Origin of the sequence: Leptolyngbya iicbica LK, assembly GCF_004212215.1 — a bacterium.
Classification (GTDB): domain Bacteria; phylum Cyanobacteriota; class Cyanobacteriia; order Phormidesmidales; family Phormidesmidaceae; genus Halomicronema; species Halomicronema iicbica.
Genome location: NZ_QVFV01000001.1, coordinates 251,634 through 277,624, shown reverse-complemented (window position 1 = coordinate 277,624; position 25,991 = coordinate 251,634). Strand labels below are relative to the sequence as shown.

General features: G+C 53.2%; 24 protein-coding genes. 16 read left to right on the top strand and 8 right to left on the bottom strand.

What is annotated here, in order from left to right:
• The first annotated feature begins 49 nt into the window (after positions 1 to 49).
• The 3 genes from rodA to DYY88_RS01135 all read left to right on the top strand — a co-directional run bounded on the left by rodA (position 50) and on the right by DYY88_RS01135 (position 3,492).
• A complete protein-coding gene (gene rodA / locus DYY88_RS01145) occupies positions 50 to 1,309 on the top strand; it encodes a rod shape-determining protein RodA (RefSeq protein ID WP_039724679.1) in 1,260 nt (419 codons plus the stop codon).
• Between the two features lie 134 nt (positions 1,310 to 1,443).
• Positions 1,444 to 2,721 carry a glycosyltransferase family protein gene (locus DYY88_RS01140; RefSeq protein WP_039724680.1) on the top strand — a complete coding sequence of 426 codons (1,278 nt, stop codon included), beginning with the start codon at positions 1,444 to 1,446 and terminating at the stop codon, positions 2,719 to 2,721.
• 177 nt (positions 2,722 to 2,898) lie between these two features.
• Positions 2,899 to 3,492, top strand: coding sequence for a DUF2808 domain-containing protein (locus tag DYY88_RS01135; RefSeq protein ID WP_063776143.1), 594 nt, complete (start codon positions 2,899 to 2,901; stop codon positions 3,490 to 3,492).
• A 93-nt stretch (positions 3,493 to 3,585) separates the two neighbouring features.
• Here DYY88_RS01135 and ftsE read toward each other — a convergent pair whose 3' ends face one another.
• From ftsE to hemE, 4 genes are all read right to left on the bottom strand, one after another.
• Positions 3,586 to 4,482 carry a cell division ATP-binding protein FtsE gene (gene ftsE / locus DYY88_RS01130; RefSeq protein ID WP_084606896.1) on the bottom strand — a complete coding sequence of 299 codons (897 nt, stop codon included), beginning with the start codon at positions 4,480 to 4,482 and terminating at the stop codon, positions 3,586 to 3,588.
• A gap of 177 nt (positions 4,483 to 4,659) precedes the next feature.
• Entirely contained in the window at positions 4,660 to 5,811 is a 1,152-nt protein-coding gene (gene ruvB / locus DYY88_RS01125) for a Holliday junction branch migration DNA helicase RuvB (RefSeq protein WP_039724681.1), read from the bottom strand.
• Positions 5,812 to 6,113: 302 nt separating this feature from the next.
• Entirely contained in the window at positions 6,114 to 7,100 is a 987-nt protein-coding gene (locus DYY88_RS01120; protein WP_044150287.1) for an NAD-dependent epimerase/dehydratase family protein, read from the bottom strand.
• A 137-nt stretch (positions 7,101 to 7,237) separates the two neighbouring features.
• Positions 7,238 to 8,302 (bottom strand): uroporphyrinogen decarboxylase, encoded by a 1,065-nt coding sequence (hemE, locus tag DYY88_RS01115; protein ID WP_039724682.1) that lies wholly within the window; start codon positions 8,300 to 8,302, stop codon positions 7,238 to 7,240.
• Between the two features lie 175 nt (positions 8,303 to 8,477).
• On the opposite strand from hemE, the gene DYY88_RS01110 reads away from it, so the two are divergent.
• The 8 genes from DYY88_RS01110 to DYY88_RS23905 all read left to right on the top strand — a co-directional run bounded on the left by DYY88_RS01110 (position 8,478) and on the right by DYY88_RS23905 (position 16,351).
• A complete protein-coding gene (locus DYY88_RS01110; protein WP_052288136.1) occupies positions 8,478 to 8,993 on the top strand; it encodes a phycobiliprotein lyase in 516 nt (171 codons plus the stop codon).
• A 185-nt stretch (positions 8,994 to 9,178) separates the two neighbouring features.
• Positions 9,179 to 9,661: a Uma2 family endonuclease gene (locus tag DYY88_RS01105; RefSeq protein WP_201278883.1), complete on the top strand. Its 483-nt coding sequence runs from the start codon at positions 9,179 to 9,181 to the stop codon at positions 9,659 to 9,661.
• Positions 9,662 to 9,670: 9 nt separating this feature from the next.
• Complete coding sequence (locus DYY88_RS24400; protein ID WP_201278884.1) at positions 9,671 to 9,826, top strand: hypothetical protein; 156 nt, start codon at positions 9,671 to 9,673, stop codon at positions 9,824 to 9,826.
• Positions 9,827 to 10,305: 479 nt separating this feature from the next.
• Positions 10,306 to 11,253 carry a glycosyltransferase family A protein gene (locus DYY88_RS01100; RefSeq protein ID WP_044150283.1) on the top strand — a complete coding sequence of 316 codons (948 nt, stop codon included), beginning with the start codon at positions 10,306 to 10,308 and terminating at the stop codon, positions 11,251 to 11,253.
• Between the two features lie 620 nt (positions 11,254 to 11,873).
• On the top strand, positions 11,874 to 15,443 hold the full coding sequence (gene mfd, locus DYY88_RS01095) for a transcription-repair coupling factor (protein ID WP_039724684.1): 3,570 nt from the start codon (positions 11,874 to 11,876) through the stop codon (positions 15,441 to 15,443).
• Between the two features lie 53 nt (positions 15,444 to 15,496).
• The gene (locus DYY88_RS24990) at positions 15,497 to 15,751 is read left to right on the top strand and encodes an AbrB/MazE/SpoVT family DNA-binding domain-containing protein (RefSeq protein ID WP_039724686.1); all 255 of its coding nucleotides are present in this window, start codon (positions 15,497 to 15,499) and stop codon (positions 15,749 to 15,751) included.
• A complete protein-coding gene (locus tag DYY88_RS01085) occupies positions 15,748 to 16,149 on the top strand; it encodes a type II toxin-antitoxin system VapC family toxin (protein ID WP_039724687.1) in 402 nt (133 codons plus the stop codon). Before DYY88_RS24990 ends, DYY88_RS01085 begins: the two co-directional genes overlap by 4 nt.
• A gap of 52 nt (positions 16,150 to 16,201) precedes the next feature.
• Positions 16,202 to 16,351, top strand: coding sequence for a hypothetical protein (locus DYY88_RS23905; protein ID WP_160299473.1), 150 nt, complete (start codon positions 16,202 to 16,204; stop codon positions 16,349 to 16,351).
• Here DYY88_RS23905 and DYY88_RS01080 read toward each other — a convergent pair.
• Entirely contained in the window at positions 16,338 to 18,008 is a 1,671-nt protein-coding gene (locus tag DYY88_RS01080; protein WP_039724688.1) for an ATP-binding protein, read from the bottom strand. The genes DYY88_RS23905 and DYY88_RS01080 overlap by 14 nt on opposite strands.
• 293 nt (positions 18,009 to 18,301) lie before the next feature.
• Here DYY88_RS01080 and DYY88_RS01075 point away from each other — a divergent pair, with 293 nt between their 5' ends.
• From DYY88_RS01075 to DYY88_RS01060, 4 genes are all read left to right on the top strand, one after another.
• Positions 18,302 to 18,871, top strand: a complete 570-nt coding sequence (locus DYY88_RS01075) for an SRPBCC family protein (RefSeq protein ID WP_039724690.1) — start codon at positions 18,302 to 18,304, stop codon at positions 18,869 to 18,871.
• Positions 18,872 to 18,907: 36 nt separating this feature from the next.
• Positions 18,908 to 19,912: an endonuclease/exonuclease/phosphatase family protein gene (locus tag DYY88_RS01070; protein ID WP_130199287.1), complete on the top strand. Its 1,005-nt coding sequence runs from the start codon at positions 18,908 to 18,910 to the stop codon at positions 19,910 to 19,912.
• Positions 19,913 to 20,431: 519 nt separating this feature from the next.
• Positions 20,432 to 21,412 (top strand): hypothetical protein, encoded by a 981-nt coding sequence (locus DYY88_RS01065; RefSeq protein WP_052288137.1) that lies wholly within the window; start codon positions 20,432 to 20,434, stop codon positions 21,410 to 21,412.
• Positions 21,413 to 22,764: 1,352 nt separating this feature from the next.
• Positions 22,765 to 23,433, top strand: a complete 669-nt coding sequence (locus DYY88_RS01060; protein ID WP_039724692.1) for a PD-(D/E)XK nuclease family protein — start codon at positions 22,765 to 22,767, stop codon at positions 23,431 to 23,433.
• Positions 23,434 to 23,449: 16 nt separating this feature from the next.
• On the opposite strand, the gene DYY88_RS01055 is transcribed toward DYY88_RS01060, so the two are convergent.
• The 3 genes from DYY88_RS01055 to rpsP form a co-directional block, all read right to left on the bottom strand.
• The gene (locus DYY88_RS01055; RefSeq protein ID WP_039724693.1) at positions 23,450 to 24,430 is read right to left on the bottom strand and encodes a PhoH family protein; all 981 of its coding nucleotides are present in this window, start codon (positions 24,428 to 24,430) and stop codon (positions 23,450 to 23,452) included.
• Positions 24,431 to 24,459: 29 nt separating this feature from the next.
• Complete coding sequence (locus tag DYY88_RS01050) at positions 24,460 to 24,816, bottom strand: KH domain-containing protein (protein ID WP_039724695.1); 357 nt, start codon at positions 24,814 to 24,816, stop codon at positions 24,460 to 24,462.
• A gap of 67 nt (positions 24,817 to 24,883) precedes the next feature.
• The gene (gene rpsP / locus DYY88_RS01045) at positions 24,884 to 25,129 is read right to left on the bottom strand and encodes a 30S ribosomal protein S16 (RefSeq protein WP_039724697.1); all 246 of its coding nucleotides are present in this window, start codon (positions 25,127 to 25,129) and stop codon (positions 24,884 to 24,886) included.
• Between the two features lie 218 nt (positions 25,130 to 25,347).
• On the opposite strand from rpsP, the gene trmB reads away from it, so the two are divergent.
• A complete protein-coding gene (trmB, locus tag DYY88_RS01040) occupies positions 25,348 to 25,980 on the top strand; it encodes a tRNA (guanosine(46)-N7)-methyltransferase TrmB (RefSeq protein ID WP_039724967.1) in 633 nt (210 codons plus the stop codon).
• Positions 25,981 to 25,991 lie beyond the last annotated feature (11 nt).

Here is a 25,991-nt window from a genome sequence, read left to right as displayed (position 1 = left end):
GATTGAGCGCCCATATGGCAGCAGCCGACAGTTCTCGGCAGGATGAGGTATGACTAGTTCTTCTCGGATTAGCTCTAGCTGGCAACGTTGGTGGCGGGGTTGGCAGCACTTTGACTGGTCGTTGTTGCTGGTGACAACTGGCCTGACAATCTTTGCCAGCGTGGTAATTGCGAGCACGCAGTACAGTCAAGAGGCGACTCCCTACGGCTGGAATCACATTTTTCTGGGGGTGATTGGGGTCGGCTTAGCCTTGGCGTTGGCCCGAGTGCGCTATGAAGTCTACCTGCAGTGGCGCTGGGTAATTTATGCCCTGGTGAATGCGTCGCTGCTGGCGGTCATTTTTATCGGTACGTCAGGACTGGGAGCGCAGCGCTGGATTACAATTTTTGGCTTTAACGTCCAGCCCTCAGAGTTTGCCAAGGTGGGGTTAATCATCACCCTCGCGGCCAATTTACAGGGATTGCGCTCCATCACGTTGCTGAACCTGATCCAGGTGTTGGCGATCGCGGCTGTGCCCTGGGCGCTGGTCTTTTTGCAGCCGGATTTGGGCACCTCGCTGGTATTTGGGGCCATTACCTTGGGGATGCTCTATTGGGCCAACGTGAATCCCGGCTGGCTCGTATTGATGATTTCTCCTTTAGTGGCGGCAATCATCTTTCACTTTTCGATTCCGATTTGGTTGGTATGGTCCGTTGGCATGGGGCTGATTGCCTGGTTCACTCTGCCATGGCGGCTGTTCAGTACGGTAACCGCGACTGCGATCAATCTCATTTCGGGCAAGCTCGGCGAAGTCTTTTGGGGGCTGCTCAAGGATTATCAAAAAGATCGCCTCATTCTTTTCCTGGACCCCGATAAAGACCCGCTAGGCGGTGGCTATCACTTGATTCAGTCGCGCATTGCGATTGGGGCTGGACAGCTATGGGGGCGCGGCTTGCACCAGGGCACTCAGACTCAGTTGAATTTCATTCCAGAGCAGCACACCGACTTTATCTTTTCGGCAGTAGGCGAAGAATGGGGCTTTGTGGGGGCGATCGCAGTGCTCACAGCCTACTGGTTTATCTGTTTGCGGCTCGTCCTCATTGCCCAAAATGCCAAGGATAATTTCGGTTCACTGCTGGCGATCGGGGTCTTCTCGATGTTGATTTTTCAGGTGGTGGTCAACATTGGCATGACCATTGGGCTCGCCCCGGTGACGGGCATTCCGCTACCGTGGATGAGTTATGGGCGATCGGCCCTCATCACGAATTTCCTAGCGGTTGGCATTGTGGAATCAGTGGCGAACCATCGTTCCCGCTTCAAATTTTTCTGAGAATAATGGGTGCTTGTCTGCATGGCACGGGAGCCGGGGGGATGGGTGGTTTAACTCAGGCAGCATGTCCTAATGGTGAATGCGGAGTCGCTGCGCTCAGACCGGATATTGTCAATTTTAGGAGCCGGTGAGTCATGGCAATGGATGTGGTGATATTGGCCAATGGTCCCGGTGAGATTACGACTTGGGTCAAGCCCGTGGTGACTGCGCTACGGACTCAGGTGCCCTCCCGCGAAGATTTACGGATTTCGGTGGTACTGTCGCCTTGTCCTAATGCCACTGGCCGGGAAGCTGACATTGCCCAACAATATCCCGAAGTCGATCGCGTGCAGTCGGCGCAGCATTTCTGGCCGTTTTTGCTGCGGGGTAAAACTGCGGAGGGTTGGGATTGGCGCGATCGTGGCGTTGTACTCTTTCTCGGTGGCGACCAGGTTTACCCCGTGATCATCGGGCGACATCTGGGGTATAAAACCGTCATTTACGCCGAATGGTTTACCAACTGGCCGCGCTGGGTTGATGCCTTTGGCGTGATGAACCCGCGCCTAGTGGAACAGGCACCCCAAAAGTATCGCGAGAAGTATACCGTCGTGGGCGATTTGATGGCGGACGGTCAGACCACCCTCGCCGGACAAGCCGCCGCCGCTCAACAGTTGGGCTTGACGGATGACAGCGTCCTCATTGGTATTTTGCCCGGTTCAAAACGGGCCAAACTGACTCAGGGGGTGCCATTGTTAACCGCCACTGCCGACTACGTTCACCAGCATCGCCCCGACGTACGATTTGTCATTCCGGTCGCGCCAACGGTCGATTTAGCGTCGCTGATGACCTATGCTGACCCCGCCCAAAATCCCTTTCACTCGGTCTTTAATGCGCCCCAACTCACCCTGGTGATGCCGTCTGAGGCTGGGGAATTGCCTTACCTCAAAACGGCTCAGGGGTGTCAGATCTTCTTGTGGCAGACGTTTCCGGCTCAGGCGGTGACCAGTCAATGTCGGCTCTGTCTCACCACTGTGGGAGCCAACACGGCAGAACTGGGAGCCCTCGCGGTGCCCATGATCGTCTTGCTGCCGACACAACAGTTGGAGGCGATGAACGCCTGGGACGGCATTTTGGGACTCTTGGTGGCGCTGCCACTGGTGGGCAAACCGTTCAATATTTTGATTAATCGCTTGCTGTTGGCTTATCTATCGCGCCGCCGCAAGCTCTTTGCCTGGCCGAATATCTGGGCTGGCCGCGAGGTGGTGCCTGAACTGCTGGGACGATTGACCGCAGAGGATTTGGGCGATCGCGTGCTCAACTATCTCGACCACCCTGAACAGCTCCAGCAGATACGCGAGGATTTGCAACAGGTGAGGGGAGAGTCAGGAGCTGCCTACAAGTTGGCGAAACTGGTGCTGCAGTTTGCAGAATAAAGCAACGTTTCCCGGTCGTGGCAACCGATAGAGGCAGGAGCGGCTAAGAGAGTCTGCTTCCCCACAGGTGTATGGCGATCGCGTTCTATCACCGCCGCTAGACGCAAAGCCAATGCTAAGTTCTATGCTGGAGAAGGGAGCATTTCGGTACCGCAATGTCCGTTGAGGAAAGTCATCATGAAACTGGGAAAGCCACGGAGACGAGGGCGATCGCGACTCGCTTTAGCCCTGGCGAGTATCACTTGCATAGCGACAGTCGTGCTGCCACTGGGGCCAACCGCCGCCGTGCAGCTGGGGGATGGCACGACGGTCTTCACGAGTCCCCCGCGCTTGGCCGACTTCGTCACGCTGGATAACGATACTTATGACCGTCGGCCAACTTATTACGTCACAGTCAACCTGCCGCCTGATGCTGAGGAACCCCTCGAAACCCTGACCGTGTCGCTCATTGAGGGGCGGTTTACGCGGTTGAACTATCGCACTCAGGACATTGAGGTGTTTACGGGCACCCGGCGCGATCGCGGTGCATCGTACGACATTGCCACGGCGGACTATGACGCCGATTCGCAAACCCTCACTGTGCAACTGGCCGAGCCCGCCGAACCCGGGCAACTGCTCACCTTTGCCCTCACACTGGTGCGCAATCCCCGTTGGGAAGGCGTTTATTTATACGAAGTGACGGCTGCCCCAGCGGGTGAAAAGCCCCAATTTCAGCGAGTCGGCACGGGCCGCATCCACATTTACCAGCGAGACTTTATCTTCTTTGATTGAGCTGCGTCATGAGCGATTGACTGCGATATCGGCAATGACGCAGCAATGATGTCATCACAGAGGGATTGACCAGGCAAAGAGGCGCGATCGCGCTTACTTGCGCACATGCCGCAAATGGCAGTCTTTGATTTGCACTACCGGATGGTTCGACACCCTGACCAACTGTTCATTGTGGGTGGTCACCACGACGGTGATGCCGATGGAATTGAGCTTTTTGAGAATTTTGATGACCTGAAGGGCATTGTCGGGGTCGAGGTTGCCCGTGGGCTCATCGGCCAACAGGAGTGGCGGCGTGCCCACCACCGCACGGGCAATGCTGACGCGCTGCTGCTCGCCCCCAGAGAGCTCATGGGGAAAAGATTCTGACTTGTCTTGCAGGCCCACCATTTTGAGTGTCGGCCAGAGGCGGCGGTGAATTTCTTTGCGGGAATAGCCCTGCGCCCACAGCACAAACGCCACATTCTCGGCCACGGTGCGCCGAGGAATCAACTTGTAGTCCTGAAAGACCACACCAATGCGACGACGAACTTTTGCGAGTTGGTTGCCCCGAAGTTGGCTGATGGGGGTGCCTTCAACAATCACTTCTCCAGAAGTGGGACGCTCTTGACCATACAGTAGCTTCAGCAGAGTCGATTTCCCGGCACCAGATGGCCCCGTGATAAAAAGGAAATCCCCCTTGTGCATCTGTAAGTTGACGTCTACGAGGGCGGGCTTGCCCTTGGCGTACTGTTTAGAGACGTTTTGCAGAGCCACGACGACATCCCGATTGGGGGCCGTTTGCCGAGTCTTGGTCGACGATTGAGCTGTTGTCCCTGAGGCGGCAGGGCGACGCGCCTGTTTGGGCAATTTGTGCTCTGCTGTAGGCGGCGATGGCGGTTGGCTCGGTGTGGCTAACCCCGTGGGTTGGAGGCGATCGCTCAACGCTGTGCGTACCTCTTCGGGCAGTCGGTCATAGTTGCTGCTAGTGGGCCGAGTAACAACTGAGGTCATGGGTAAAGTCCTAAAACAGGCTGACGACCAGAATTTCCCGGAGACTCGCTGACTGGACGCCATGACGCTGTATTGTACTGAACTTCGCGCAAATGTCTAGTTTTTCTCTGTAAAGTTATGAGCAACGACCTGAAGCCTTTGACGCTACCGGTAGCGTTAGCTCCCATTGGTTTGGCCCTACATGATGGATAGCTGCTGTTCACCATGGAAATCGGGCACAGCACTGTCTTCGTATCCCAAATGGCGACAGGCGGCGCGAGTGACCACTCTGCCCCGAGGAGTCCGTTGCAAATAGCCAAGCTGCATCAGATAGGGTTCGTAGACCTCTTCAATGGTCTGAGCGTCTTCTCCCGTGGCCGCAGCCATGGTGTCGAGCCCGACCGGGCCGCCGTTAAAGTTTTCAATCATGACCGAGAGCAGGCGGCGATCAGTCCAATCTAAACCACAGGGATCAACATTGAAGAGTTCCAGGGCTTCTGCCGCGATCGCCTCATCAATGTCTCCCGACTGCTTCACTTCCACATAGTCGCGCACCCGCTTGAGCAATCGGTTCGCAATGCGGGGGGTGCCGCGCGATCGCCGGGCAATCTCCTCCGCTCCATCCGGCTGAATGGGGGTACTCAGCACCTGCGCCGTGCGTTGCACAATTTTCGTGAGTTCGTCTACCTCGTAAAATCGCAGCCGTTGAATCAGGCCAAAGCGGTCTCTGAGCGGCGAGGTCAGCGCTCCCACCCGAGTCGTCGCCCCCACCAGCGTGAATGGGTGCAGGGGAATGCTCCGGGTGCGTGCGCTCTGGCCCTTGCCGATGGTGATATCCAGCCGCGAGTCTTCCATCGCCGGATACAAAATCTCTTCGGTGACGCGCGGTAAGCGGTGAATTTCGTCAATAAACAGGATGTCTCCTGGCTTCAGATTCACCAGCAGGCCAGCAATGTCGCGGGGGCGTTCGAGGGCGGGCGCGGTGGTAATTTTGCAATCAACCTGCATCTCTTGGGCCAAGATCAGCGCCATCGTGGTTTTGCCCAGTCCTGGCGGTCCATAGAGCAGTAAGTGGTCCAGCGGTTCCTTCCGCGACTGCGCTGCCCGAATGGCGATGTCCAGCACTTCCTTCAGCGATTTTTGCCCGATGTAATCCGCCAGCTTTTGCGGTCGCAGCCCATCTTCTACCGGCACCGCCGCCGGAGTTGCGTCGTTCTGGGGCGGAGTCTTGGGCTCTCGCACTAGCGACTCTGGGGCTGACTGCTTGGGTGCGGCTGTCGTCTCCAAAGGGGCATCGCCCTTTTTCGGTGGTTTTGGCTCTGGTGATGACTTGGAAGAAATAATAGCCATAAACTCGGTGGGCGAGAGATTTTTAATACTAAGTACTGAGTGCGCATTAACCCTGATGGAGGTTGCATGCTAAAGCCATATGCGATCGATGAACCTCTCCTAACCTCTCCTTCTCAAGGAGAGGAATCGGGGTTTTGTTAAGCCTTTGGGAGAGAACAGTCACTCCCCTAAACCTCTCCTTGGCAAGGAGAGGTGCCGCAGGCGGTGAGGTCGGATTGCCCATGAACACGCTGGTGTAGTTCTCAACGAAGGCTGGCGCGATCGCAGATTGCCTCTGATTCTAATGAGAACGGTCGTATTACTCAACCCGGCTGCACGCCACTGACCCGCATCAAATCCGCCACGGTGGGGCAATAGGGCTGCAAACCGAGCTTTTCGGGATGGACGGGTTGATTGTAAACAAAATGGCGATAGTGCAGACAAAAACGATCCCAGTCGGCCATGCGAATGTGGAACCAGTCGATGATGCGATCGGCCAGCCACATGGATAGGGGAATGCGGAAATAGATGCGTTTGTCTAAGTACTCGCAAATTTCTTCAATGGTGCGATCGATGGTGAGGGCCGGATTGCCGATAATGACCTGATGGGCCGCTTCGGGGCTGGGGGGATGATCGACGAGATGGGTCACTACGAGGGCAATATCTTTGCCGTGGGCAAAGTGAAAGCTGCCGTCAGCTCTGAGAAACCGAATGATCCCCATCCATTTCGTGACATCGGTGATGCCAGCGGAAATGTGGGAGTAGGGTTTGTCTTTGTCGCCGCCAAACACCAGAGTCGGAAACACGGTGGTGATTTTGGGATAAATCGCCAGCTCCGGCAATTGCATGTAGCACTGATATTTGCTGCGAATGTAATCAGTGCCGATTTCGCCCGCTTCCTTGAGCGGCAAATTATTGCTGTCCAAAATGCTGGCAGTGGAGAAGTAGAGCACCTGTTGGCAGCGATCGCCATCCAACAGCTCCATTAACCGATGATTGCCCGTGACGTTGATATCGTAAATTTCCGGTGCGCCGCCCCAAGACGTTGCCGCCAAAATTGCCGTGTCGATGGTCTTTAGCAATTCGGCATGGGCGTCGATATTGCGGATGTCATCCTGAATCACATGGAGGCGCGGCTCGTCCTGCCAGTTAAAGAGCAGCTTCGCCGGATTGCGCACCAGCAAAAAGAGTTCGTGGGGGGTATCGTTCAGCAAAGTTTCGACCAGATAATGGCCGATGCAGCCACTGGCTCCGGTGATGAAAATTCGTTTCGGCTGCGGACTCTCGAAAGCTGGGTTTAGTTCAGACACGGTACTGCTGGGAAAACACACTCAAAGCCCCAATCATACGCAAACGCTGCGCCCCCATTGTGGGAACGCAGCGTCCGCTATCGCGATGAGACGAGTTTGGGGTGATCCCAGCGTATCACCCGACTGAAAAATTCGGCTTACGCAGGCACCGCCAGCAGTTGATCCAGGTTCTTGCCTGTCTCAAAGAAAAAGGCGGCGTTCTCTTCGGGGGTGCCGGGTAGAATGCCGTGGCCCAAGTTGAGGATGTGGCCTTGGCGTCCGGCTTTTTGGACGGTGTCGAGAATGCGATCGCGGATAAAGTCCTTCGAGCCAAACAGGGCGGCGGGGTCAACGTTGCCCTGAACCGCCATTCCAGGACCGAGGCGACGACGCGCTTCCGCCATGTCCACGGTCCAGTCCACGCTGACGATATCGACACCCGACTCGCCCATCAGCTCCAACACCCCCGCACTGCCGCTGATATAGAGGATGAGGGGCGTGTTGGGATACTTCGCTTTGACCCGACGCACCACCTGCTGCTGATAGGGCAACGCAAAAGTGCGGTAGTCCATGGGGCTGAGCTGACCCGCCCAAGAGTCAAACAGTTGAACGACCTGCGCACCGCATTCAATTTGGTGACAAGCATAAATGCCAATGTTGTCTGCTAGCTTGCTGAGTAGCTGGTGCAGCATGGCGGGCTCTGAAAAGGCCATGCCCTTAATGTTGGCGTAATTCTTGGAGGTGCGCCCTTCCACGGCATAAGCGGCCAGGGTCCAAGGAGAACCGACAAAGCCCAATACCGTTGCTTCGTTGCCCACTTCCGATCGCAACGTACTCAAAATGGTGCGGATGTAGGGAGTCGCCGTATCGGGATCGAGTTCGTGAACCGCGTCGATCTGTGCCTGGGTGCGGATGGGCGGATCAATCATTGGGCCTTTGCTTTCCACAATGTCGAAAGGAATGCCCATTCCCGTCAGCGGGGTCAAAATGTCGGAAAACATAATGACGCCATCGGGACGAAACGCTTTCCACGGCTGGAGGGAAATTTCGATCGCTAACTCAGGATTTTCGGACCGCTCTCGAAAGGACGGATGCTTTTCGCGTAAATCACGGTAGACCTTCATGTAGCGCCCGGCCTGTCGCATCATCCAAACGGGGGTGCGTTCTACCGATTCGCCGCGAGCCGCCCGAAGTAATAAAGGTTCCTGATTCAAACCAGTCATTGAAGCTTTACCTGTGTTTACGAAAAGTTTTTAAGCGTAGAGGCTAGCGTAACATTCAGTGAAGCCCCCTATCTCAGGGGTTCTCAGGAGTTTGCCGTTTTTTACCGAGGGAGAGCGATCGCTTCAACGTAGAATAAAGGGCACAAGGACATTTGACGCCCCTGAAAGCATTGGCATGAGTATCGTTAATTTTTTTGAAACAGTTGAAGGAACCTGGTTTTCACAACGCACGACCCACTTTGCCCCCGGGCAACCTTCCCAAACTGGGCAGGCGACGCTCAAGATCGCCCGCGTTGAAACCAGTGATGCTCGGGTAACGGCTCTGTGCCAGCAGTGCAACGCCGATGCGAATGCCGCGATTTTTGCGTACACCATTCAGCAAGAAGGGCAAGCGAGCCTTTATGGCAGTGGTGCCGCCACACCGCCACGCACGACCCTGATGGTGGGGCTCAAGTCTGACGATGACTGCTCAGGCCAGTTTTTTAGCCAAACTGACCGCGAACCCGCGATCGCGGGCAAATATTGTTTGGAGGGTGAAGTCTTGACCCTCAGCGTTCGTAACGAGGAATTTCAGTCAGACGAGCGGCTGTGGTATATGAACCCCAACCTGCGGATGCGCACCAGTCTGGTCAAACGGGCCGACGGTTATCAAATGGCGTCCTTTTGTTCCGAAATTCGGCGATCGTCCTAACTGGTTGCAAACACTCTAGCTATCACAGCGCTAGAAATGGGATAGGCGATCGCACCGAAGTGATGTAAGGGGGCGTCGGGGCAATCTCTGTTCACAAACTTTTAGGGTGTCGCTGCGAATTGCAATTTCCGGCTCAAATTTCAGGCCATAGACCATACTTGAATTAGTCGTTTTCTCTGGTCAGCATGACAGCGATACTTGCGACGCCGCTCAGTCAGATCGAACTCACCCCCGGTAGTGCCTTGCGGATTACAGGTGTCACTTGGGAAAGTTATGTCGCGTTGCTCAGCGAACTGGGAGAAAGTCGCCAGACGCGCATAGCTTATGACAGTGGAGTCCTCGAAATCAGAATGCCGGGACAGTTGCATGAAGTCCTGAATCAAGTGCTAGCCGCAATCATCCTGGTATTGGCGGAAGAACTCGGCTTAGAGTTCAACAATTTAGGCTCAATGCGGATGAACCGCTCTGATTTGGACAAGGGCATCGAACCAGACAGTTGCTTTTACCTGCAAAACGCCCAAGCTGGACAGGGGATTGAGACGACCGTTCCGCAAGATTTGCCACCCGATTTAGCGATAGAAGTCGATATCGCCAATCGCTCTGACAGTAAGTTGCCGATCTATCAAGCGATGGCAGTGCCTGAGATCTGGCTTTGCCGTCAAGAGTAATTGACTATTTTGGTGCTTGAAGCTGACGAATATCAACCTCAAAGGTTTAGTCGCGCCTTTCCTGAAATCTCAGCGCCCCAGCTTGATCAGTGGATTCAACTGCGCAAGACGGGAACGGACTTGACGGTAATCAGAGCCGTTCGGCAGTTTTGTCGCGATCGCTAACCCCCTTGATGCTAACCCAGATCATCACTAACTGACTCTACCTAAAACTGATTTGCGCGCAGCAAGTTAATGAGACATTGAGGGGGCGATCGCTCCCCCAAGTCCTAGCAATCCGGGTGGCAACCCTTTTAGAATGAAAATCGATTCGTTGCTGAATCTCTCAAAAGTGAGTGGGAGGGTAGCGATCGCGAGTAACTGAAAACTAGCTCCAACCCCTGGTGTTTGTACATTGGGGGGCGTTTTAGATTGGGTGGTGGAACTGATATGGCATTTTCTTCAGTAGTTCGGGCATTAGGGCGATCGGCCTGTGCTGGAGGAGCGATTGAAGCATTGCATCCACAGTTCTCTCAAGTAGCAATTCTGCCATCATCAATTCTTTCTTAACATTCCTTTGAAATCGGAGTGAAGCTTGAAAAACATTCTGTTTCCCGGAGAGTTTCTGGGCAGACTGAATTGGCACCTTGCGGAGAAATGGTTCTATGACTGCCAAGCCTATCCTTTCGGTTGTGACCCCTACCCGTGGAAATTTTTCAGAATACTGGCTGGAGCAGTTACTTTGTATTCAAGGAGAGGTGCAGTTCGTGCTGGTCTTTCCGCCAGGAACCAGATATCAATCTTTTGCTGACCCCCGCATCAAGGTCTTGCAGAGTCCCTACAAAGGTGAAATGTTTCAGCGTTTTGTCGGCCTGCTCAATGCGGACGGTGACTATGTTATTGCCCTGGACGACGATGATTATCTGCACCCTGAGGTCGTTGCTACTGTTGCTGCCTACTTTCAACGCTTTCCAGACAGCATAGTGCTGCGGCTGATGACCGACAAAATTGACGAGCAAAACGTTGAAGCATATCGTCGGGCATGGGAGCCCATTCCAGCAGTTTCTAACTTATCGGAGGGAAAAAGACAGGCCGGACAATTGCAGCAGTTGCCCATTGCTCCTCTTGATATTCCTTTTGATAAGCGTTATCTCGTCTGGCCCTTCATCGAACGCCGAGACGACCGGGCTCCCCATATCGAAAATTTCAACACTAAGGTTTGGCGCAATGATGTTGTGCAGAAATCTTTGGTAGAAATTTCTCAGGCAACGATTCTAGGGGGCATACTCACATGGATACCACGCTCTGGTTTTGACCGCCTGATGGGATTATTTGTGCAAGCCACCTGTTTTGAATCTGGCATAACTGTAGGTCACTGGATGCCCCGACCCGCCCAAGTTCGGTTTATCAGTCAAGATCCGGCCCTAAAGCCACCACGCTATCACTTCCTATCAGATTTTCTGTTAGTCAAGCATTTTCCTCAGTACGGTTATTTTTGGAACTTATTTTTCAACAAGGTGTCTTATCTGCCCCGGATAGTGGGTAAATCGCTGAAGTGGAAGCTACAGAAAAAAACTTATCGAACGGGAACTCCTGCGAAAGAAATTACTTGACTGACCTGACATATTGTAGACATGATAGTCAACGAAGCTCGAATTTTCCGGCATCTCTTTGGTTAGCTGTTCGAGTTGATAGGCTATTCGGCAAGAAGGAAAATGATGGATGAGATGCCTACTGATTATTGAAATGTATGAGGAGAAAAATTTCTAGTTTTAATTGGTTGTTTTTCTCTTTGAGTTGGCCGAAACATTAGTTCTTTAATGATAAATTTCATTAATTTGAGATGAGAATAATGGCAGAGTAAGGTTCCTAGTTGTTGCTGCCTTGGCTTACAGTATTTCCTTGCCTGGTGAGGTAGGCAATTAGCTGATCATATGGATTTCAGGCTATTACAGCATTAATTATTTCACCCGTTTCAAAAACTCCATATCTCAAATTGCTGATAATTGCTTGAACAGTCAGTACTTTGCTGTAGTGTCTCCTAGACAGCAACTACTTCCCTGCAGTCCTAGCAATCCGAGTAAAAACCCTCTTAAAATGAAAAGCGGTTTGCTGTCTGGCTCGTCCTGAAGTGAATGGGAGGGCAGCGATCGCAAACAAGTAACTGAAAACTAGCTTCAACCCCTGGTGTTTGCACATTAGGGGGCGTTTTTGATTGGGTGGTGGAACTGACATGGCATTTTCTTCAGTAGTTCGGGCATTAGGGCGATCGCCCCTCACCTCAGAACTTCTTAGCAAGTTGCAGCAGCAGGGGCGCGTCAAGCTCAGCGGGGCGTCGCGGCTACCCAAAGGACTCGTTGCCTCCACCCTGGCGCAGGAATCCCAAGCGCCGATGCTGGTAGTGACAGCCACCCTCGAAGAAGCCAGCCGTTGGGCGATTCAGCTCGAAGCGATGGGCTGGAGCACCGTCCACTTTTACCCCACCTCCGAAGCCTCCCCCTACGAACCCTTTGACCAGGAATCGGAAATGACCTGGGGCCAACTGCAAGCCCTCGCCGACCTCACCAGCGAGAGCGGCTTGGATAGAACCGCGATCGTCGCCACCGAACGCGCCCTTCAGCCCCACCTGCCTCCCGTCGAAGTCCTCAAAGATTACTGCCTCACCCTCAATAAAGGGCTGGAGATCAACCTCAAGGATCTCGCCCTGCGGCTGGCGCGCCTCGGCTACGAAAAAGTGCCCCTCGTCGAAACGGAAGGCCAGTGGGCGCAGCGGGGCGACATCATCGACGTGTTTCCCGTTTCCTCCGAATTGCCCATTCGTCTGGAACTGTTCGGCGACGAACTGGAGCGCATTCGCGAATTTGACCCCTCCTCCCAGCGATCGCTCGACGCCATCGATCGCCTCGTCCTCACCCCCACCGACTACGTTCCCCTCATCCTGGATGTCCTCAAAGAGAAAAACCTCCTCGACCAGATTTTCCCCGCCGAATCCCTCGAAGGACTGGCCGACGGCATCTTCCCCGAAGGCGTTCGCCGCTGGCTCGGTCTGGCCTTCGACTCCCCCGCCTCCCTACTCGACTACCTGCCAGAGAACACCGTCATCGCCCTGGACGAACCGGATCAATGCCAGGCCCACAGCGATCGCTGGATCGAACACGTCGAAGACCATTGGCGGGAAATTCAAAATTCAAAATTCAAAATTCAAAATTCAAAAGACGATCTATCAGGTTCTGAGCCAACCTCGGACCCTCACACCCTCACACCCTCACACCCTCACACTCTTCCAAAAATCCACCGTCTCTTCACCGATGCCCTGGACGAAATCGCCCTGTTCCCCGCCGTTCACCTGACGGAAATCGCCGAAGCCAACAACAGCAGCCTGAACTTGGCGAGTCGCCCCATTCCCGCCATTCCCCACCAGTTTGGCAAATTAGCAGAAACCATTCGGGGGGAGCGCGATCGCAACTTTGCCATCTGGCTGATCTCCGCCCAGCCGTCCCGCTCCGTGGCGCTGCTGCAAGAGCACGACTGTCCGGCGCAGTTCATCCCGAATACCCGCGACTACCCCGCCATTGAGAAATTGCAGGGGCAGCACATCCCCGTGGCACTGAAGTATTCCGGTTTGGCGGAACTGGAAGGGTTTGTGTTGCCGACGTTTCGGATTGCGATCGTCACCGATCGCGAATTCTTCGGCCAGCACAGCCTCGCTACCCCCGGCTACGTCCGCAAGCGGCGCAAAGCCACCTCTAAACAGGTCGATCCCAACAAGATGAAGCCGGGAGACTTCGTCGTTCACCGCAACCACGGCATCGGGCGCTTCCTCAAGCTCGAAAGCCTGACGGTAGACAACGAAACCCGCGAATACCTCGTCATCCAGTACGAAGACGGACTGCTGCGGGTGGCGGCGGATCAAGTCGGTTCCCTCTCCCGCTACCGGGCGACGACCGAGCGCGCGCCCACCCTCAACAAAATGACGGGCAAAGCCTGGGAGAAAACCAAAGGCAAAGCCCGCAAAGCCGTCCAAAAAGTGGCAGTCGATTTGCTCAAGCTCTATGCCCAGCGGGCCAAGCTGGAGGGCTTCCGCTTCCCCATCGATACCCCCTGGCAGCAAGAACTGGAGGACTCCTTCCCCTACCAGCCCACCACCGACCAGCTCAAAGCGGTACAGGACGTGAAGCTGGACATGGAGAGCGATCGCCCCATGGATCGCCTGGTCTGCGGCGATGTCGGCTTCGGCAAAACGGAAGTCGCCGTCCGCGCCATCTTCAAAGCCATCAATTCCCACAAACAAGTGGCGATGCTGGCCCCCACCACCATCCTCACCCAGCAGCACTACCACACCCTGAAAGAACGCTTCGCCCCCTACCCCATCCAGGTCGGCTTGTTGAATCGCTTCCGCACCGCCCAAGAGAAAAAAGACATCCTGCAACGGCTCAAAACGGGTGAACTGGATGTGGTCGTTGGCACCCACCAGCTTCTCGGCAAAAGCGTCCAGTTCAAAGACCTGGGCCTCATGGTGGTGGACGAAGAACAGCGCTTCGGGGTGAACCAAAAGGAGAAAATCAAGTCCCTGAAGACGGAGGTGGACGTGCTCACCCTCAGCGCCACCCCCATTCCCCGGACGCTCTACATGGCCCTGTCCGGCGTGCGCGAGATGAGCCTGATCACCACGCCGCCCCCCTCCCGCCGCCCCATCAAAACCCACCTCTCCCCCTACGATCCCGAAGCCATCCGTAGTGCGGCGCGGCAGGAACTCGATCGCGGCGGCCAAATCTTCTACGTCGTGCCCCGTGTCGAAGGCATCGAAGATGTCTCCGCTCGCCTGCGGGAATGGATTCCCGGTGCCCGCATCATGATTGCCCACGGCCAAATGCAGGAAGGCGAACTGGAATCCACCATGCTCGGCTTCAGCAGCGGCGAGGCGGATATTCTCGTCTGCACCACCATCATCGAGTCCGGCCTGGACATTCCCCGCGTCAACACCATCCTGATCGAAGATGCCCATAAATTCGGCCTATCCCAGCTGTATCAGCTCCGGGGACGGGTGGGGCGATCGGGCATCCAAGCCCATGCGTGGCTGTTCTACCCGCGCCAGCAAACCCTCACGCCCAAAGCCCGCCAGCGCCTCCGCGCCATCCAGGAATTTGCCCAACTCGGCTCCGGCTATCAGCTCGCCATGCGCGACATGGAGATTCGCGGCGTCGGCAACCTGCTTGGCGTCCAGCAGTCCGGCCAGATGGATGCCGTCGGCTTTGACCTCTACATGGACATGCTGGAGGAAGAAATCGCCGAAATTCGCGGCCAGGAGATTCCCAAGGTGGACGATACCCAGGTGGATCTCAAGGTCACGGCCTTCATCCCCAACGACTACATCGACGACACGGAACAGAAGATGAGCGCCTACCGCGCCCTCGCCGCCGCCGACAGCAAACGCGAACTGGCCCAAGTCGCCGCCGACCTCAACGATCGCTACGGCACCATCCCCTTCGCCACCGAACAGCTCATCCGCGTGCTGGAACTCAAGCAGCTCGGCAAACGCCTCGGCTTCTCCCGCATCAAGCCGGAAGGTAAGCAGCACATCATCCTCGAAACCCCGATGGAGGAACCCGCCTGGAAGCTCCTCTTCGACGCCATCCCCGGCCACCTCAAGTCCCGCTTTATCTACGCCGGCGGCAAAGTCACCGTCCGCGGCCTCGGCGTCCTCAAACCCGAAAAGCAGTTGGACAATCTACTGGAGTGGTTCCAACTGATGCAAGCGGGCTTGCCCGAGAAGGAAGGTGTGGGGTTAGAGGCGATCGCGTGAGCAACTTGATTCAATACAATAGTTCCAAATGACTTATCCAGGGAGCCAGGGCTGTGGAAGTAACGCGCTTGTCAAGTGATGGCCAAGTCATCATTCCAATGTCGCTGAGATTAGCCCACCAGTGGGAGCCAGGCCAGGAGTTTGTGGCTATTGATACCGATAATGGAGTGTTACTACAACCGAAGCCACCCTTTCAAACAACGACGCTAGAGGAAGTTGCGGGTTGCCTGCGGTATGAAGGCCCACCCAAATCGCTTGAGGAGTTTGACCAGGCGATCGCCCAAACCCTCAAGGAACAGTGGTCATGATTGCAGTCGATACCAACGTGCTGGTGCGGCTACTCACACAGGATGATGCTGATCAATACGAGCGAAGTGTAAAGCTGTTTCAAAGCCCCGATACGATTTTCATACCTACAACCGTGATCCTAGAAACCGCTTGGGTGTTACGGACTCTGTATGACTTTCAGCCAAAAGCAATTTGCACTGCCTTAAGAAAGGTGTTGGGGTTGCCCAACGTGCGGGTGGATAACGGAAGCCAGTTAGCCCTCGCATTGCGTTGGCATGAGACCGGATTGGATTTTGCCGATGCTCTACATCTGGCCCAGTGTCAGAGCTGTGAAACGTTGTATACGTTTGATCAGCGCTTTGTAAAATGGGCAGTAGACCTAAAGCAATGTGACGTGAGGGTGACCTTGCCGGAGTAAGTAAGAGCCATAAGTGGCTTAAACAGAGTTTGAACTGTGATTAAGCAAAAAAATGAGCCAAATCCACCGTTCGCGCCTCAAGCCCGAAAAGCAGTTAGACAATCTGCTGGAGTGGTTCCAACTCATGCAGGCGGCAGGCTTGCCTGAGAAGGAAAGTGTGGGGGTAGGGGCGATCGCTCGACTCAAGGCTACTCAATGCTGATGCCGCCGACAGTTTCGGCGGGTCTGGGGCGAGCCACAGTGGATTTTTCGATTTTGCGTTTGCGCGCGTGGTGCTGCTGAAAATATCGTTGCCAATCTTGGGGTGCATCCATCGTCTCGCCACCGTGCTGGGTGAGACGTTTGCGGACTTGGCATAACACCGGAGTGTTCACACAGGCCCCTGAAATGATCACCTGACCTTTGGTGAGGGCTGGCAGCTCTTTCAGTAGATCTCGCCCTGCTGCTTCAACGCCATATTTCAAACTTTCCTGATCCACTGGGTTCACAATGCGCATGAGAAACTGGCTCATGCATTGCGACAACACATCCGAGTCCAACTTGCCGGGACGCTGGGTAATCAGGCCCACTCCCATGCCAAACTTGCGCCCCTCACTCAGAATGGTCCGCAGCACTTGCTTGCAGCGAGCCGGTTCATGGGCGGGGGCAAAGCGGTGCGACTCTTCCAGCAAAATGAATACCGGATAGGGCAAATAATTTTCATCTCCATCTGAGATGTTTTGCTTTTCCGTACCCATGCGTGCCTGATAGCTCTGCCGCAAGACTGCCGCACAAATGACCTGCTGCTCTTCTTGACTGATTTCGTTCATTTGCAGTACGGTTACTTGCCCTGGCTCAAACAAATCCTTTGGGGCCAAGTGTTCCGCCTGGTGAAAATAGTCGGAACTGGCGAGCTTTTCTAGTTTCCATTCGATCGCGGGCGCCGATGACCCAATCTTGGGATTGCCGTCCTCGTCTTCGCTCGTGTCCGCTTCATTCACCGCGCGAATCAGATCCTCCACATCCCAGCGATAGTCGCCGTGGCGATGGCGCTTGAGAATCTTGAATGCCTTGCTGAGAATGGCCTGCTGGCGATCGCTCATATTCGGCAGCAGGGTCATGACATCGTAATAATCCAGCGAGGACATGCGAATGCGAATATCCTCCGGCTTTAGTACCTTGACCTGGGGCGCATAGCCATCATCGCCTTGAAAGGCTGGATGTCCTCGCATGTCGCCCAGTGTGCCGTATTCGCCATGGGGATCAAACACCAGAACGGCAGCGCGATTGTTAGGGCGCAGCAACTCTTCGATCAGCACCCCAGCCGTGTACGATTTGCCGGAACCCGTCCCGGCGAGAATCGCCATGTGGGTACTCACCAGTTCTTTCACATCGAGCGCCACGGGTACCGCTTCGCCCGGACGCAGCAACAGGGAGCCGACATGCGCCCCACCGATTTCCCCCGGTTGCCTTTTGTTCACGACCTGAACCAGCGTGGCGTCATCGACCCGATAGACCTTGGCACCCGGATCTGGCGTCAGTCGGGGATTGATGAATCCTAAGGCGGGATGGAAGTAGCCGATGACCGTAACGGTGACTTCGTAGATTTCGGGATCAGGATAGGCAAAGCCGACTAAGGCCGCGATCGCTTCAGGGCTGATTGCAGTATCGGCAAAGATGCGATCAGGTAGATGGTCGATTAACCGGCGATCGGCAATTTTGCCCAAGATATCGAGCGTTTCGTCCCCTTGTTGCACCTGATAGGCCACGAATTCGCCAATTTTGACCTCGCGATTATCAGCAGTGATGAACAAATACTCGTTGCCGTTTTCACCAGGGCCTTTCACAGTACCGACAACTTGAAGCATATCTGCGGTCATAGCGGATTCCGGATTCTCCTAAGCAAAACTATAGTGCAAATGTTTCGCATGGGGCAGCAGTCAGCACAATCAATAATTTTCTGACGTGCAGCAAAATTAGGGATTTTACGGAACCGGACGTTGCTGCCGCTAAAACTGCCGCGATTCCACGGTGATATGACGACCAAGCCCCACAGTACGCTATGAATTAACGACTCAATGTTAGTCATAATTGAGGTGGAGTTCAGGCCATGGACTTGATCAATCGTGGAAATTTGGGTCTAATATGCAGTAGGTATCGGCAAGCATCAATCATGACTGACGCCACTCCGCTCGAAACCGTAGAAGACACTCAACTCGACCCTTCAGTGGAGGAACTCCCCAGTGAAGGTAATTTGTCGATTGCGACGGAAAAGCTGCCGCACCGCCATCGTCGGATTCTCGCTTCGATTTCCATTCCTTGTTCGGTCGAGCAAGTATGGGGCATCTTGACCGATTACGAAAATTTGTCCAGCTTCATCCCGAACCTGACAGTCAGCCGTCGCTTAGAGACCGATGGCTCGCGTACCTTACTAGAACAGGTCGGCTCTCAGTGTTTCCTTAATATTCAGTTTTGTGCGCGGGTAGTGCTCGATATGGCCGAGCAGTTTCCCCATTGCATTGGTTTCTCCATGGTGGAAGGCGACTTCAAATCTTTTGAGGGGGCGTGGAAACTAGAGCAAGCCGAAGACGCTGAACAGGGCACTCGCTTGAACTACGAAATCACGATTTGTCCGCCTCGGGCCATTCCTGCCGTGCTAATTGAGCGGCATTTGCGTCACGACCTGACCCAAAATCTTCAGGCGATTCGTAATTATGCGATCGCCGCGAATGGCGCAGCTTAGGCGTCATTCGATGAACAGATTGTGTACCCTACTCCTGTGAGTAGGGTTTTTGCGTTTATGGGGCAACCGCGATCGCGTTTCGGCCATCTGCTCGCTTGGGGGCTGCTCGTTGGCGTTGGGGTAGTGACGGCGATCGCTCTGATCAGCAGTCACTTTGGCTGGCCGCTATATCTAGAACTGCTGTCGCATTTTCAGCGTCAATACTGGGGCTTGAGTGTGCTGGGCATGGGAACAATCGGACTGACTCGTCGCCGTCTACCGTTCTGTCTTAGCCTCCTCTGCGTCACGGCCCTAACGGCTCAACTTTTGCCCTGGTATCTGCCGCCCCATTTTGTGGCCGCCAGTGAACCAGGCAACTACCGCATTCTGATTGCGAACGTAAACCGCCAAAATCGCGACTTTGAAGCAGTTTTGCAATGGGCCCAGCAAACTAATCCTGACCTGGCACTATTTATGGAGGTTGATGCGCGTTGGGTTGAACAACTTTCTCCGCTTCAAGCAGAACTGCCCCATATGGCGGGTCAAGACCGTGACGACAACTTCGGCCTGGTGCTGTACAGCCGCTATCCGCTCACTACGGCGGAGATGGTGAATTTTGCGGCTGACAGTATGCCCAGCATTGTCGCGACGACTACTGTGCAAGGGGAGTCATTGGCGATCGTGGGTACCCATCCTCTGCCGCCGGTCAATCGCCAATACTTTCAGTCTCGCAATCGACAGCTTGAGCAGCTAGGCCAATACCTCCAAACCGTCGAGTTGCCCCAAGTGGTTATCGGCGATTTCAACATTACGATGTGGTCGCCCTATTATCGGCGTTGGCAGCAGCAAACAGGACTCAAAAACGTCCGCCACGGCTTTGGCATTTTGCCCAGTTGGCCAAGCGCTGAATCTTTTCCGCCTCTCCCTAGCTGGTTGACGCCCTGGCTCGCTATTCCCATTGACCACGGGTTGGTCAGTCCAGAGTTGACGGTCGGGCGCGTCCAGATTGGCCCGGATATTGGCTCTGACCATCGCCCAGTGGTGTTGGATTTAATGATTTAGAGGCTTAATCACCCTCACCTTTTTTCGATTGTTCCGCTATTCATCCATGCTGTTCATCCATAAATAGTCAGTCTGGTTAGACTATTGCACTACGATTAGCGTTCAAGTAATCCCAACAATTGTGCTTGTTAGCGAGCACAATTGTTGGGATTACTCCTGGTTGCTGATGTAAGGATCTATGCACAAAATCGGCTTTAAGGTCTGGGGCAGATGCACGTTGATAATCTTTTTCTACGTCGAAGCCCCGGTTCAGTAGAGAAAACGTTGAAATGGCAAGGAGAAAGATAAAGTCGCTTCAATCAAATCGATATAATCATTACAGAAGGTTTTACTAGAGAAAATTGAATATTTTTCAGTGCCTCCATTCTCCTTGTATGAAACAGTCTTAGCAGTTAAGATTGCGACTAGACGTCTGCCTGAAGCCTGATCCTAAAATTCTTCGCTTTGTGTGACAAGGCAAAACACTTTACGAGTTTTGTTAGTGGTTTTACTCTATGTTTTCGATTGACTGGGTGCGAGATGAGCAACAACCATAACGGCCAACCAGATCCAAACTCGTCGGATAAGTACGGACTGCTTCAATTAATCCTGGCTTTTTTGTTTGGAGCTAGTTTGATTGTCGCTTTACTTGGTATCGCCTTTCGGACACCAAACCCAACTGCTTTTCAGTTTTTTGTATTTCGGGTGGTATTAGCGCTTGCAGCTGCGGGCGTTGCTGCGATTATACCAGGACTGATCAACGTAAATATATCTGGCATCGTAAAGGCTGGAGGAGCGATTGCTGTCTTCGTCCTTATTTATTTACTGAATCCTGCGTCCCTCGTTATCGACGACCCAAGATCGCCACAGATTAATCAACTCGATAAATTACACAAAGAGCTGGCATTACTCTCAAACGACTGGGAAAGACTAGACGAGATGGAAGAAAATGCTAATCCATGCCAGCAAATTCGTAGGCAGGCCAGTAATATAGGCGAACGTTTTCATTTAATTCAGGATTCAAGTATTGAAAAAGATCTGGGTGCCCAAATTGCTAAATATCACTACTCTCAGTATGCCTATCTGATTGCTAGCGATGTGGAATGCGATGAGATATCCGCTCTAAAGTATGCTCGTATAGCTATTGAAGATGGCGAAACTGCTTTTCAACTGATTGATTTTGTTAAGCAAGATACCAGTGAAGAAGCTATGGCTTGGATTAATTGGATGTATGACGAAAAAAACTTCATTCCTGACAGGATCAACTTTAATACTGCCTTGGCTTTTGCTCTTTTACATCGCTATGGAGGAATGTCGACTCCTGACGCTCTTAATATGATCGAAAGTAAGCTTACAGAAATCAATACTAACTATTACGAAGGTGCTGGTATTAGCCTCAATAACAACCGCATTTTGAAGCCGCTTTTAACTGCATCTGCATTAGATTCTGACAGTTATGCAGCTTATCCTTGTGCATTGACGTGTCCTTTGCAACAATCCCCTCTCAGTGGATCTAGTTAAGCGAAAGACTGTTTGGGTGCATACTTAACCCGTTAATTGGTGATCCTGAAAAAACGCCTGAAGTTAGCTGAGTTTTCTGAGATGGTTTATGGGCAGCATTCTATTTACTATCGGCATGTCCAACGAATCAGTGAGTTGCACTCACCAAAACCTATGAGCAGATCATTTCTTGTTCTACTGGGCAGTGTTCTAGCATCAACATTTTTATTGGTTTCGTTTGGTGTTTCCAAGGAAATCTTTAAAGGAGCAGACAGTTTTAATGCAACTGGCGGGGGCATTGGGAGAATGCCACCACCCTATTCCGGTAGTATGCCACCAACAAGATTCTGATATTTTGTTGTCGTTGCAGATTATCAAAACACTTAGTGCTATTTAACTCGGTAGGCCTGCGGTTGCCATTCCAGGAAAGGTTCTTGGTATTACGATATCAACTACGCCCCATTTGCTCACTTCTTTTGAGCAAGTGGGGTGCCTTTTGTGGAATATTCAACATCCTCTGCGTTCCTGGAAATCGGCTTATCCTGAATTTAAGGAGTGCTTTCGGTCTCCTCTCGGTAGAATCTCCGCATACACATCTATAACCAAGGTAAGACTGAGCACCTGCAATATAGACTCATGTGCCTCTGAGTCAGTTAAGTGACTCTCAGTAAGGGACTGATTTTTATTTCGCCGCACCCAAATGTAGTTCAAACAAACTGTATTCGACTTTCGTGAATTGACGTAAAAAGTGTGGCAAGTGATTCACCATTGGCATATAATAGGCTCGCTGCAGGATATTCTTATTGGCTTCGAAGCTGACGCTCTATCTTTACGGGCAATGCTTGTCAGGTGTTGAAGCAATCAATGTGAGCGGTTGCTGTCTCCGACGACGATTAGCTTACTTGTGTACTTACTAACCACATTTTAGGTGGGTTATGCGCGGACTATTAGATAGAAAGTATGTACTTATCCTCGTTTGCGGCTTTTTAGTTACTTTCGCAATTTCAGCTTGTACGCACTTGTCTGATTCTTTTTCGAGTCATTCGTTGAATAAAGCGGGAGGAGGGATTGCCGATATGCCTCCAGCTTTGGGTGAGCTTGACTAAGAGTCTGTTTGATTTACAGCGCATTTCTGTATGTCTTCCTTGCTTTGCTGTTGAGTAAGGTTGCTTAGTTACTAAGTGCTTTGTTTTTTACATGATTCGATGATGTTTGGAATTTGCTCTGTACGTTTGAGCGGCGTGTGTCTTTATTTTGGGAGAACTCTTGGTCGGCATGTTTAGAGGTATTTGCCATTGGCGCTGTCCTAATTACTCTTCTTGATCGCCCTGATAGATGAGGCGTATGAAGTCCTCCAATACAGGAGTTCTCGTTTGCAACTACAGCGGTATCAGGCCAAAACGGTTCGGGTAAATCGTCGGCGGGTTTACGAAATCAATGGCTATCGGTATCCGGGAGTGACGACGGTGCTCTCAGTCACGAAGCCAGCCGAAGCGAGAAAGGCGCTCTATGAGTGGCGGCAGCGGATTGGTCAGGAAGCGGCTCAATCAATCTCCAACAAGGCCTCATCAGCGGGCACCCGCCTGCACAAGCAAATTGCGGCGTTTCTGCAGGGCAATGCTGTTGATATTCCCGCAGATATCGGTGGTTACTGGGAGTCGATGTGGCCCATTCTCAATCAGGTAGAAGAGGCGCTACTGGTGGAGGGGGCGGTGTGGCACGATGCCGGGTATGTGGGCTTTCCGGATGCAGTGATGACCTATCAGGGCAAACTGTGTGTCTGCGACTGGAAGACGGCGATTAAGCCCAAAAAGCGCGAGTGGATCAGCGATTACTGTCTGCAGGTCAGCGCCTATGCCCAGGCGGTGGACCAGGTGTATGAGGCCACGGGTCTGAAGATTGAGGGGGCACTCATTGCGATCGCTCTTGATGATGCGCCAGCGCAAACCTTTTGGCTCGATCAGGCCGACTTGCAAACTCATTGGCATCAGTTCCAACAGCGTTTGGCAGAGTATTACGTTCTCCGCCCTCAGCTGTCTTGAGCAAATACACAACCGCTTAGCCAGCGTTTTGACGACGAGGGCGAGTTGTTTCGTACTTTTCGTAGGCGGCGACAATGCGCTGCACCAGCGGATGGCGCACGACGTCTGCTTGAGTCAGCTTGCAAAAAGCAATCCCCTCGACGGAGGCGAGAATATTTTGGGCCACTGCCATGCCTGAGGTTTGAGTGGTCGGCAAATCAGTCTGCGTCGTGTCGCCGGTAATCACCATGCGCGACTGAAAGCCCAATCGCGTTAGCACCATTTTCATTTGGGCTGGGGTGGTATTTTGCGCTTCGTCCAAAATCACGAAGGCGTTACTCAAAGTACGGCCCCGCATATAGGCGAGCGGCGCGACTTCGATGACGCCGCGCTCCATCAGACTTGGAATTTTTTCGGGGTCAATTAGCTCGTGCAGCGCATCGTAGAGGGGCCGCAAATACGGATTCACCTTTTGCTGCAAATCACCGGGTAAAAAACCCAGGCGCTCGCCCGCTTCGACGGCGGGACGAGTCAAGATCAAGCGCTCATATTCGTCGTTGAGCAACGCTTGTACGCCGACCATTGCGGCCAAAAAAGTTTTGCCTGTGCCCGCTGGCCCACTGCAAAAAATCAGATCGTGCTTTCTAAGCGCTTGGATGTATTGCCGCTGGCGAAAAGTTTTGGCCCTGATGATCTCCCCGCGTCGGGTGCGGGTAACGGTTTCGCTTTGAATGGCCCGCAGTTCGTCTAGCTGGTCAGTGTTAATGGCTTGACGCGCCGTCAGAATATCAGCCCGACTGATAATCGTACCTTCGCTCCATAACGGCTCTAAAGCACGAACAATTTTTTGGGCAAGCTCAACCCCTTTTGCCGTGCCCGATAGCAATAAATCACGACCTCGCAGGGCAACTTTGACTCCGGTTTGCTCGGCGATGAACTTAATGTTGTCGTTCTGTTGACCAGAAAGCGCGATCGCGCTTTCAGAGGAAGATAAATCGATGTGGGCGGTCTGCTGCATGCAGAGGCATCTCGGCGTCAATAGAACAGTTATTTCTTACGCGGTGGCGCGGGGCGATCGCCGCCGCGGCGGGGCGGGCGACGACGACGGGAACCGCCACCTTCATCATCATTGCGCGATTTGTGAGCCGACTCGCCATAAACGTCGAGAGATACTCGTTCGTCATATAAAGCCGCCGTCGCTTGCAAGACCGTGCGGATGGCTTGGATGTTACGACCACCTCGCCCAAACATGCGACCGCGATCTTCTGGTGAAAAGGCGACTCTCAAAGTTACCCGAGACTTGCCAGTGACACGCTCGATGTCAGTTTTGAGTGCTTCAGGAGAGTCGAGGAAGGGCTTCATCAGGTAGCTGACTAGGCCCTCATAGTCTGGTTTTTCAGCCATTGCAGCTTATTTCATGGGGTTAGCAGTGCGGCTCAACAGGAAACACAGCCTGCGCCGGGGATAGAATTTACTTCAGCTGATCAAACACGCTGGCTTTTTGCAAAATGCTGCGCACGGTTGGCGTGGGCTGAGCGCCTTTTTGTAGCCAGCTAACGATTTCCGGCACCTCTAACCGCGTTTCATCGGTGCGGGGGTTGTAATAGCCCAACTCAGCGAGGGGACGGCCATCACGGCGAGCTTGGCTAGGCATGGCGACGATACGGTAGCTGACTTCACGCTTTTTACCAAATCGCTTTAGACGCAACTTAATCATGGATGTTTGACTGCTTAGAATTGACAACGACTGAAAATGACAAGACCTCGATCCTAGTGAACTGATCTTGGATTCGCAAGTCTTTTATTCTATCAGCTAAGCCCAGACCTGTGAATTATCTGTACTTGAGTTGATTGAATTAGCCTGACGAGCGGCCTTTTTCCAAGGACTGAGGTTTGCTGTAGGGTAGATATCTGTAAGTAATTTAGGAGTCTGTGGTGGCGGCTGTCCGCGTTCGGCAACATGTGAATCCCCTTAGCTATAAGTACCAGACTAAGGTTGAGGCATTGGACTGGGCCGAGATTTACCAAAATCCACATCAGTCTTTGCATATCGATATTGGTTGCGCCAAGGGCCACTTTATTAACCAGATGGCGGCACTACAGCCAGACTGGAACTTTTTGGGACTGGAAATTCGGGCTCCGCTGGTGGATTATGCTCAGCAACAGCGAGATCGCGCCGGACTCACCAACTTACATTTTTTGTTTTGTAATGCCAATGCTTCCCTGGCTGAGTTGCTCCAGACTTTGCCGCCGGATACTTTGCAACAAGTGAGTATTCAGTTTCCCGATCCGTGGTTTAAGAAGCGTCACCAAAAACGTCGGGTCGTACAGCCAGAACTGGTGCAAGCCTTGGCAAGCTTTTTGCCAACGGGTGGACGGGTGATTTTGCAGTCAGACGTGGAGGAGGTTGCACGGGAAATGTGCGATCGCTTTGCTGAAAATGTGGCCTTTCAGCGTACTGAGCCGGATTGGTTGGCGACGAGTCCGTTTCCGGCGCAAACTGATCGAGAGGAATTAACCCTCGGCAAAGGCTTACCCGTTTTTCGGGCGATTTTTATCAAACAATAAGTTGGCCCCAA

Excerpts from the sequence above, each read along its gene's own strand:
- rodA (WP_039724679.1), top strand. The coding sequence starts at position 50 with ATGACTAGTTCTTCTCGGATTAGCTCTAGCTGGCAACGTTGGTGGCGG.
- DYY88_RS01140 (WP_039724680.1), top strand. The coding sequence starts at position 1,444 with ATGGCAATGGATGTGGTGATATTGGCCAATGGTCCCGGTGAGATTACG.
- DYY88_RS01135 (WP_063776143.1), top strand. The coding sequence starts at position 2,899 with ATGAAACTGGGAAAGCCACGGAGACGAGGGCGATCGCGACTCGCTTTA.
- ftsE (WP_084606896.1), bottom strand. The coding sequence starts at position 4,482 with ATGACCTCAGTTGTTACTCGGCCCACTAGCAGCAACTATGACCGACTG.
- ruvB (WP_039724681.1), bottom strand. The coding sequence starts at position 5,811 with ATGGCTATTATTTCTTCCAAGTCATCACCAGAGCCAAAACCACCGAAA.
- hemE (WP_039724682.1), bottom strand. The coding sequence starts at position 8,302 with ATGACTGGTTTGAATCAGGAACCTTTATTACTTCGGGCGGCTCGCGGC.
- DYY88_RS01110 (WP_052288136.1), top strand. The coding sequence starts at position 8,478 with ATGAGTATCGTTAATTTTTTTGAAACAGTTGAAGGAACCTGGTTTTCA.
- DYY88_RS01105 (WP_201278883.1), top strand. The coding sequence starts at position 9,179 with ATGACAGCGATACTTGCGACGCCGCTCAGTCAGATCGAACTCACCCCC.
- DYY88_RS01100 (WP_044150283.1), top strand. The coding sequence starts at position 10,306 with ATGACTGCCAAGCCTATCCTTTCGGTTGTGACCCCTACCCGTGGAAAT.
- mfd (WP_039724684.1), top strand. The coding sequence starts at position 11,874 with ATGGCATTTTCTTCAGTAGTTCGGGCATTAGGGCGATCGCCCCTCACC.
- DYY88_RS01085 (WP_039724687.1), top strand. The coding sequence starts at position 15,748 with ATGATTGCAGTCGATACCAACGTGCTGGTGCGGCTACTCACACAGGAT.
- DYY88_RS23905 (WP_160299473.1), top strand. The coding sequence starts at position 16,202 with ATGAGCCAAATCCACCGTTCGCGCCTCAAGCCCGAAAAGCAGTTAGAC.
- DYY88_RS01080 (WP_039724688.1), bottom strand. The coding sequence starts at position 18,008 with ATGACCGCAGATATGCTTCAAGTTGTCGGTACTGTGAAAGGCCCTGGT.
- DYY88_RS01075 (WP_039724690.1), top strand. The coding sequence starts at position 18,302 with ATGACTGACGCCACTCCGCTCGAAACCGTAGAAGACACTCAACTCGAC.
- DYY88_RS01065 (WP_052288137.1), top strand. The coding sequence starts at position 20,432 with ATGAGCAACAACCATAACGGCCAACCAGATCCAAACTCGTCGGATAAG.
- DYY88_RS01055 (WP_039724693.1), bottom strand. The coding sequence starts at position 24,430 with ATGCAGCAGACCGCCCACATCGATTTATCTTCCTCTGAAAGCGCGATC.
- DYY88_RS01050 (WP_039724695.1), bottom strand. The coding sequence starts at position 24,816 with ATGGCTGAAAAACCAGACTATGAGGGCCTAGTCAGCTACCTGATGAAG.
- rpsP (WP_039724697.1), bottom strand. The coding sequence starts at position 25,129 with ATGATTAAGTTGCGTCTAAAGCGATTTGGTAAAAAGCGTGAAGTCAGC.